A 6,000-nucleotide genomic window follows, 5' to 3' on the forward strand; every position below is an offset into this window, starting at 1 on the left:
CACCCGCTTCAGGCCTCAGTTCAGACGAATCTTTTCCAGCAACTGCGTGATGTTGTAGCGCATGAGCGTCAGATAATCCGGCGCCGGGCCGGCAGCCGGCGAGAGCGCATCGGCGTAGAGCTTGCCGCCCGGGGCGGTGCCGGATTCGCGGGCGATCTGCTGCAGCAGCTTGGGATTGCTCATGTTCTCGAAGAACAGGGCCTTGATCTTTTCGCTGCGGATCTGGCGGATCAGGGCGGCGACATCGCGGGCGCTGGGCTCGCTATCGGTGGAAACACCCTGGGCCGCCAGGAAGCGCACCTTGTAGCGGGCGCCGAAGTATTCGAAGGCATCGTGCGAGGTGATCACCTTGCGCTTGGCGTCGGGAATCTGGCCGAACTGGCGGGCCGCCCAGGCATCCAGGTCCTGCAGCCTGGCGACGTAGGCCTCGCCGTTCCTGCGATAGACCTCGGCGCCGGCCGGGTCCAGCTTGGCCAGCGCGGCGGCGATGTTGCGGGTATAGACGATCACGTTCTGCGGGTCCTGCCAGGCGTGCGGATCGTCCTTGCCGTGGTGCGCATGTGCGCCACCGTGATCATGCTCCTCCTCGTCATCCCCCACGCGTTCGCGGGCCTTGATCCCGGCCGAGGCCACCACGATGGGGCCGCGATAGTTGGCCGATTGCGCCAGGCGCTCCATCCAGCCTTCGAAACCCAGGCCGTTGACCACGATCAGTCGGGCACGCGCGACCGCCTTGATGTCGTCCGGCGCCGGCTGGAAGACGTGGGCGTCTTCATCCGGTCCCACCAGGGTGGAAACGCTGATGCGATCCCCGCCGACGTTGGCGACGATGTCGCCCAGGATGCTGAAGCTGGCCAGCACCGGAATGCGCTCGGCGGCAACGGCCGGCAGGGTTAGCGCCAGGGCCAGCACGGCCAGCAGCGCAGAGAGGGGGCGAAACAGTTTCATGGTAGCTCCGGGGAAGGAAAAACGAAGGTATTCAAGCCTGCAGGTGGGGCCGGCGCAGCAGGCGCGGCAGCCAGCCACGGGGCGCAAACAGCAGCGAGGCGGCGTACAGCACGCCGGCGCAGACGATGATGACCGGCCCGGACGGCACCGAGGCGTAGTAGGAAATGAGCAACCCGGCATACCCCGCCAGCGCCGCCTGCAGCACGCTGTTGCACAGCTGTGCCGGCAGCGTGTCGTGCCACAGCCGGGCCGACACCGCCGGCAGCATCATCAGCCCCACGGCCATCAGGGTCCCCAGGGTCTGGAACGACGCCACCAGGTTCATCACCACCAGCATCAGGAACACCTGCTGGTAGATCGCCCCGCCACTGCGGCTGCCCACGGCCATGTACGAGGGATCGAAACTCTCCAGCAGCAGGCCGCGATACAGGCCTGCAATGCCCAGCACGCTGGCGCTGGCCACGCCGGCGATGAGGACCAGACCTTCACTGTCCACGCCCAGCACATTGCCGAAGAGGATGTGCAGCAGATCGAGCTGGGTGCCGTGGCGCGAGATCAGGATCACGCCCAGCGCCAGCGCCACCACATAGATGGCGGCCAGGCTGGCATCTTCCTTGAGCTCGGTGTGCCGGCTGATCCAGCCGGCCACCGCCACCACCAGCACGCCGGCGGCAAACCCGCCGATCGACAGGGCCGGCAGCGACAGGCCGAAGAAGATGAAACCCACCGCCACCCCCGGCAGCACGGCATGGCTCAGGGCCTCGCCGAACAGGCTCATGCGGCGCAGGGTCAGCAGCACGCCCAGCGGGGCGCTGCCCAGGGCCAGCGCGAAAGCGGCCACCAGCGCACGGCGCATGAAGGAAAATTCCTGGAACGGCGCAATCGCCAGTTGCTGGACGGTCGTCAGCACGCTCATTGCAGGCCTCCCTTGGCGACGGCGGGATGCGGATGCTGCGCCTGCCCGTGCGGATGGGAATGGGCATGTTCATGCGCCGGCCGCAATGCGCCGGACAACGCCAGCACCTCGGCCTCGCTGACTGCACACACGCCGGCATGCTCGTCGACCGCTTCGGCCATGGCGCGGGCACGCTGCAGGTTGTCTTCGCACATCACCTCGGCCGTCTCGCCCCAGGCCACCACATTGCGCGCCAGCAGCAGGGTCTGCGGGAAGGCACGACGCACCTGGTCGTGGTCGTGCAGCACCGCGATCACGGTACGACATTCCGCATGCCAAGCCGAGATGATGCGCAACAGGTCGCCGGTGGTACGGGCATCGATGGCATTGAAGGGTTCGTCCAGCAGGATCACCTCGGCATCCTGCAGCAGGATGCGGGCAAACAGCACGCGCTGGAACTGCCCCACCGACAGGCTCGACACCGCCCGCCCGGCAAAACCGTCCAGCCCGACGGCGGCCAGTGCCTGGATGGCGCGGGCGCGCATGGCGGCATCGATACCGCCCCAGTTGCCCTTGGCCTGCCAGTAACCCAGCAGCACGCAATCCAGCACATTGATGGGGAAGCTGCGGTCGATCTCGGCCTGCTGCGGCAGGTAGGCGATGCGGCGCGCATCGACATGGGTATGGACCCGGCCGTCGTTGCAGGGCACCAGGCCCAGCATGCTCTTGAGCAAGGTGCTCTTGCCGGCGCCATTGGGGCCGACGATGGCGGTCAGCGAACCGCGTGCGAAACTGCCGTTGACGTGGTGCAAGGCCGGATGGCGGCGATAGCTGACGGTCAGGTTGTCCAGCGAGATGGCGGCATCCATGTCAGCCCTCCCCCAGCGCCCAGTGCACGCCCAGCCACAACAGCAGCAGCACCGGCAGGACTGCGAGCACGCGCTGCCACCACGGGCTGGCGAGCACGCCTTGCTTCAAGAGAAAACGAGAGAAAACCGACACGGCAGAGACCTGAGAAGAATGAAGGGTACCCGGGCAGACCGCAGCGGCGGCCAGCGGCCGCGCCTGCGGATGCCCCTTGCGCAACCGAGTTGCAGAAACAGGGAAAGGACGCATTATAATGCAACCCTGTTGCAGAATGTAACAAGCCTGAATTTTCGGTCCCGGCCGGGTCACAATGCGGGCTAGCTGCTGTGCTCCAATGCTGTGCTCCGAGAGCCATAGACGGTCTACCGTCATCCCATCCACCCAAGATACGTACACGAAAGCCACCCATGTTCCGTTCCCGTCCCCTGCTGCCCTTGCTCCTCCTGTCCCTGGCCAGCCTGCCTGCGCTGGCGGCCGACGATGCGCACGACCATCATGGCAACCATCCGGCGCACGTGCATGGCGTGGGCAAGCTGGACCTGGCGCTGGAGGGCAACACCCTGACCCTGCACCTGGATACCCCGCTGATCAACGTGGTCGGCTTCGAACACGCTGCCAACAGCGCACGCGACAAGGACACCGTACGCGCCGCCGCCAAGACCCTGCGCGACGTCGGCCGCCTGTTCGTCACCGATGCCGCGGCCCAGTGCAAGCCGGCCGAAATCCAGCTGGAATCGGCCGTGCTGCCACCGGCCCTGCTGGGAGAAAAGACTCCCGCCAGCGCGCCGACCGCCCCTGCTGACGGCCATGCCGACCTGGATGCCGATTTCACCCTGGTCTGCGCCACCCCCGGTGCGCTGACCACGGTGGACGCCAGCGGCCTGTTTGCCGCCTTCCCCGGTTTCCAGCGCATCGACGTGCAGCTGGCCACCCCCAAGAAGCAAGGGGCCGCGCAACTGGTGCCGGGCACTGCATCGATTCCACTGAACTGAGTCCACTGAACTGAACCCGATGCACTGATCCCGGGCCGCCCGCCGCCGTCAGGCCCCTGACAGCCGCAGCGGCTATCCTTGGCGATCCGTCCCGCGCGGGTCGCCTTTCCTGTCCTTCCGGTTGGTCATGAATTTTTCCGCTCCCCCTTCCCCGGCCGCCGCCATCGCCATACGGGCGCTCCGCTTCACCTGGCCCGGCCAGGATCACCCGGCCCTGGCGCTGGAATCGCTGCAGGTGGCGGCGGGCGAACATGTCTTCGTCAGCGGTCCCAGCGGCAGCGGCAAGAGCACCCTATTGGCCGCCATCGGCGGCATCATCGTGCCCCAGGCCGGGCAGATCGATGTGCTGGGACAGCCCCTGCACACGCTCTCGGCGGCGCGCCGCGACCGTTTCCGGGTGGACCATATCGGTTTCATCTTCCAGCAGTTCAACCTGCTGCCATATCTCTCCATCATCGACAACGTGCTGTTGCCCTGCCAGTTCTCGGCCTACCGCAAGGAGCGTGCTCGCCAGCAGGGGGCCGACCTGACCACGGTAGCGCAGGCGCTGCTGGCGGCCCTGGACCTGGCGCCGGCGCTCTGGAAGCGCCCGGTGACCCAGCTCTCCATCGGCCAGCAGCAACGGGTGGCGGCAGCGCGCTCGCTGATCGGACGGCCCGAGATCATCGTCGCCGATGAACCCACCTCGGCCCTGGACAGCGACCGCCAGCAAGCCTTCCTCGACCTGCTGCAGCGCGAATGCGCGCAGAGCGGTGCGGCACTGGTGTTCGTCAGCCACGACCAGCGCCTGGCCGAGCGCTTCGACCGCCGCATCGCGCTGGAACAGATCAATCACGCCGCCCGTCCCGAGGAGGCCGCATGAAGCTGCTGCTGCGCCTGGCCGCCCACAGCGCCTGGAACCGTCGGTTCACGCTGGGCCTGATGCTCTTGGCCATCGCCCTGTCCACCACCATGCTGCTGGGCATCGAACGGGTGCGCCACGAAGTGCGGGCCGGGTTCTCGCAATCGGTATCCGGCACCGACCTGGTGGTGGGTGCCCGCACCAGCCCCATCCAGTTGATGCTGTATGCCATCTTCCGCATCGGCGGGGCCACCAACAACATGGGCTGGGACAGCGCGCTCACGCTGGCGCGCAATCCGGCCGTGGCCTGGACCATTCCGATCTCGCTGGGGGACTCGCACCGTGGCTTCCCGGTGCTGGCCACCAATGGCGACTACTTCAGGCATTTCCGCTACGGCAGCGGCTTGCCCCTGAAGCTGGCCCAGGGCCAGCCTTTCAGCGGCGTCTTCGATGCCGTGCTGGGCGCCGAGGTCGCCGAGAAGCTTCACTACCAGTTGGGCGATGTGATCATCCTCTCGCACGGCATGGGCAGCGTCGGCGGCCGCAGCCTGACCCAGCATGCGGACAAGCCTTTCAAGGTGGTCGGCATCCTGGCGCGCACTGGCACGCCGGTGGACCGCACGGTGCATATCGGGCTGGACGGCATGCAGGCCATCCACCTCGACTGGGAAGGCGGCGCGCCCATGCCGGGGCTGCACATCCCGGCCGAATTCGTCAAGAAATTCGACCTCACCCCCACCAGCATCACCGCCGTGCTGGTGGGCCTGAAGAGCCGCGCCAGGGTGTTCGCCCTGCAGCGTGACATCGCCGATGGTGATGGCTTCAGGGAGCCCTTGATGGCAGTCCTCCCGGGCGTGGCACTGGACCAGTTGTGGGATGTCGTGGGCATTGGCGAAAACGCCTTGCTGGTGGTCTCCGGCATGGTGATGGTGGTGGGACTGGCCGGCCTGGTGGCGGCGATCATGGCCAGCCTGGGCGAGCGACGGCGCGAGCTGGCGATCCTGCGCTCGGTCGGGGCGCGCCCGCTGGATGTGTTCCTGCTGCTGTGCGTGGAGGGCCTGGGCGTGATGCTGGCCGGCGTGCTGGCCGGGCTGGTGCTGCTGAGCGCGCTGGAATGGGCGCTGGGACCGCTGCTGGCGGACCACTTCGGCATCCTGCTGCAGCCCTCATGGCCGGGGCCGGGCGAATTACAATTGCTGCTCTGGACCGTGCTGGCCGGCCTCGTGGCCAGCCTGCTGCCGGGCTTGCGGGCGTATCGCCTGAGCCTGTCCGACGGCCTGACCCCGAAAATCTGATCTGGACGTATCAAGATGAAGACTCTTTACTGGATAGGTGGCATCGTCGCCGCCGGCCTCCTGGTCGGTACCGGCGTGCGCCTGCTGGGCCATGCCGACGCCCAGGCAGCTGCGCCGACAACGGCGCCTGCCGCCAACACCAACAACCACGGCAGCGCAGGC

The 6,000-nt window shown here is 67.3% G+C and carries 7 protein-coding genes; 3 read left to right on the plus strand and 4 right to left on the minus strand.

The window, feature by feature from the left end:
* Positions 1 to 15: 15 nt before the first annotated feature.
* Genes HFRIS_RS18400 through HFRIS_RS25965 form a run of 4 tightly spaced genes read right to left on the minus strand, consistent with a single transcriptional unit; the run spans position 16 to position 2,845 of the window.
* On the minus strand, positions 16 to 948 hold the full coding sequence (locus HFRIS_RS18400) for a metal ABC transporter substrate-binding protein (RefSeq protein ID WP_006712855.1): 933 nt from the start codon (positions 946 to 948) through the stop codon (positions 16 to 18).
* 31 nt (positions 949 to 979) lie between these two features.
* Positions 980 to 1,864, minus strand: a complete 885-nt coding sequence (locus tag HFRIS_RS18405; RefSeq protein WP_006712858.1) for a metal ABC transporter permease — start codon at positions 1,862 to 1,864, stop codon at positions 980 to 982.
* Positions 1,861 to 2,712 carry a metal ABC transporter ATP-binding protein gene (locus HFRIS_RS18410; protein ID WP_006712860.1) on the minus strand — a complete coding sequence of 284 codons (852 nt, stop codon included), beginning with the start codon at positions 2,710 to 2,712 and terminating at the stop codon, positions 1,861 to 1,863. Before HFRIS_RS18410 ends, HFRIS_RS18405 begins: the two co-directional genes overlap by 4 nt.
* A 1-nt stretch (position 2,713) precedes the next feature.
* Complete coding sequence (locus HFRIS_RS25965; protein ID WP_256385243.1) at positions 2,714 to 2,845, minus strand: hypothetical protein; 132 nt, start codon at positions 2,843 to 2,845, stop codon at positions 2,714 to 2,716.
* Positions 2,846 to 3,117: 272 nt separating this feature from the next.
* Here HFRIS_RS25965 and HFRIS_RS18420 point away from each other — a divergent pair, with 272 nt between their 5' ends.
* The 3 genes from HFRIS_RS18420 (at position 3,118) to HFRIS_RS18430 (ending at position 5,838) form a co-directional block, all read left to right on the plus strand.
* Positions 3,118 to 3,702, plus strand: coding sequence for a DUF2796 domain-containing protein (locus tag HFRIS_RS18420; protein WP_006712862.1), 585 nt, complete (start codon positions 3,118 to 3,120; stop codon positions 3,700 to 3,702).
* Between the two features lie 127 nt (positions 3,703 to 3,829).
* Positions 3,830 to 4,564, plus strand: a complete 735-nt coding sequence (locus tag HFRIS_RS18425; protein ID WP_006712863.1) for an ABC transporter ATP-binding protein — start codon at positions 3,830 to 3,832, stop codon at positions 4,562 to 4,564.
* Positions 4,561 to 5,838 (plus strand): ABC transporter permease, encoded by a 1,278-nt coding sequence (locus HFRIS_RS18430; protein WP_006712864.1) that lies wholly within the window; start codon positions 4,561 to 4,563, stop codon positions 5,836 to 5,838. Before HFRIS_RS18425 ends, HFRIS_RS18430 begins: the two co-directional genes overlap by 4 nt.
* The last annotated feature ends 162 nt before the right edge of the window (positions 5,839 to 6,000 follow it).

The sequence above is a fragment of the Herbaspirillum frisingense GSF30 genome (genome assembly GCF_000300975.2).
In the GTDB taxonomy this organism is placed as follows: domain Bacteria; phylum Pseudomonadota; class Gammaproteobacteria; order Burkholderiales; family Burkholderiaceae_D; genus Herbaspirillum; species Herbaspirillum frisingense.